Source organism: Mariniflexile sp. AS56 (assembly GCF_030552475.1).
Classification (GTDB): domain Bacteria; phylum Bacteroidota; class Bacteroidia; order Flavobacteriales; family Flavobacteriaceae; genus Mariniflexile.
Genome location: NZ_JAUPED010000049.1, coordinates 1 through 2,458, shown reverse-complemented (window position 1 = coordinate 2,458; position 2,458 = coordinate 1). Strand labels below are relative to the sequence as shown.

Annotated in this window: 2 protein-coding genes; both read right to left on the bottom strand. The window is 33.2% G+C overall.

Annotation, left to right across the window (positions count from 1 at the left end; all coding sequences use genetic code 11):
* Window positions 1-1,649: LamG-like jellyroll fold domain-containing protein (locus Q5N74_RS18930; RefSeq protein WP_304390560.1), on the bottom strand; the 1,649-nt coding region annotated here is incomplete at its 3' end.
* A 733-nt stretch (window positions 1,650-2,382) separates the two neighbouring features.
* On the bottom strand, window positions 2,383-2,458 hold a 76-nt coding region (locus Q5N74_RS19000), incomplete at its 5' end, for a PID-CTERM protein-sorting domain-containing protein (RefSeq protein WP_369686043.1).

Sequence of the window (2,458 nt, the reverse complement as noted above, 5' to 3'; positions counted from 1 at the left end):
ATTAAATTAGTGGCATTGGTGTTAGGAAGCGCATTCCATGATTGACTGATGTTATCAAACGAATACATTGATGGGTTCCCTGTGCCTGTAGCATCAAACCCATTTGCATTTGTTAAAGATCCTGTTATATGAGTACCTAATTGCCAGTTGTTTGAAATAAATGTACTAGTTGTAACAGGCGAACTTAATAATCTAAAGGCTCTTTTAGCAGGGATAAAACGTTCTACCGTTGCATCACCTACAAAAGTACCCGTTCCTGTACCTATAGATGCAGAACCAGCAGCATTCGATTGAAGTGTAAATGTGCCATTATTAGTAACAATTCCATTATTGGTAATTACAGATAATGGATTCATGGTTAATGAAGCGGCACTTTCAATAGTTAAATAAAAGCAAGCATCTAAGTATAAAGCCTGCGTAGACGCTATTATAGGGTAGTTCGTTAATCCATTAGGAATACTAATGTTTGTTTGAGGCGATAAACCAGGGCTTAAATTGTTTACCCAGTTACCGTTGTTAGTCCATTCGTTGTTGATTGAACCAGACCAAGTTGCTATTGCCGAATTTGGAACTAAAGGACAGCTGTCAGTAGCATCGTTTATACCATCTTCATCATCATCATCATCACAAATATCGCCAAAGCCATCACTATCATTATCAGCTTGGTCTGCATTGGCTGTGCTTGGGCAGTTATCTTCATTGTCTGGAATTCCATCTTCATCGGTATCTGTTATTGCAACAAGAAGGGCACATGACGCTTCAATCCAAGTACCTGTCACTTCTTGACCCTTAGACGCATCTACTATCACTTCATTTCCGGTTAAATCAAAGTTTATTAAAGTACCATGATTATTTCCAGTTTCGTCCATAGCTATAGTTATTGCGGTATTGTCTGCTCCCACAACTCCAGAATCAAATTTCCAGTAGCTGAGAAGGTTAGTTTCTGTTCCAGAGAGAGCGGTAGTAGCACTTTTAGTAATTTCAGAAGTAGTTCTGGCTATATTAAAAAAAGAAACATTATCCATTTCTCCATACCAATAATTACCTGGAAAACCTTGCCTTTCTCTACCAATGTAAACGGGTGCTATATTATCAATATTTACTCCATAACGTGAATGAGTAACACTATTTTCCAAGATACCATCTACATACAGTTTTACGGTTTGGGTATTTCTATCGACTACTACGGCCACATGATGACATTCCGCATCTGCAATAGGAGTCAGACCGCTGACGTAGTCTATTCTGTTGTCAACAGCCCATTCCAAACTTAGTTTACCATTTTTAGCCCAAATTTGATAGCCAGTTATAGATTGGTCTGGGTTATGGTTCTCTACCATTTTTGAAAATAAACAACGACTTTGGATATTATTATTAAAAGAAGATCTTATAACTGCTTCAAAAGTAAAACTAGTATTTGCTCCTACATTAAAAGTTTCTGGATTGTTTACCAATATAAAATCGCCTTGCTTAAAATTAAGGGCATTACCTGCTTCGACATTACTTTGACTAGTAATGGTTTGTGGAATTAAACTTAAAGTAAAGAAAAGTGCTAATGTTAAAAATTTTAGTTCTGTTAACTTAAATTTTGATTTAGTTAGTAATATTTTACTTAACTGAGCGCTGTTGAAAGTGAATTTTTGTTTCATAAATATGTTAGGTTATTAGCAATTATTAACCATGACATTTGTGGAGTCAAACCGTTTTTTAATTTTATTAAAACTAAAAAACCCTATTTTAAGGTAGATATGAGAGGGCAATGAAAAAATAAAGTGCTTTGATAAAAAACACTAAAACAATTTTATAGGTGGCAAACATAGATTATATTTAATATGTTAGAGTTATTTCCTCGATAAAAGGTAAGTAAATCGCATCAAGATGTTGTTCTCTGTAAGAAAAAAATATAGCACCTCTAATTTGTTAAGTATTGAATAAAAATGATATATATATATATTTAATGAATGTGCATATTAAGTTGAGAAGTAAAGGAGCTAAATGGATATTATTTCTGGATCTTTACTTGAAAAAAACGTGTTTTACAGGGTCTAATTCTTTTAATGTTTGGTCTATTTCTTTTTTTATTTAAAACTAATAATAAACGCTTTTACAATTGGCATTCATTTAAATCAATACTTAAAAGTTTTATAGATATTTTATTAAGGTTTATGTCGTTACCAGAAAAAATGCGTAAGTATAGAAAAGATAAAGTAGATAACCCAAGAACAAATACAAGGGGTTAATAAAAATTTGGGCGGTTTTTTTTGTGGTATTTTATTGTAACCTTTATTCTATTTTGAGGGAATGGTGAATCTTAATAATCCTATTAAAAAAGAAAAAGGCTTTCCCTGAGAAAAGCCTTTTTTAATTCTACTGTAATAAGATTTATTGCTCTTTTTTGTTACGTAATTTTTTAATTCCAAAAGCAGCAGCACCTGCTAACAGGATGGCTAGCCCGCCG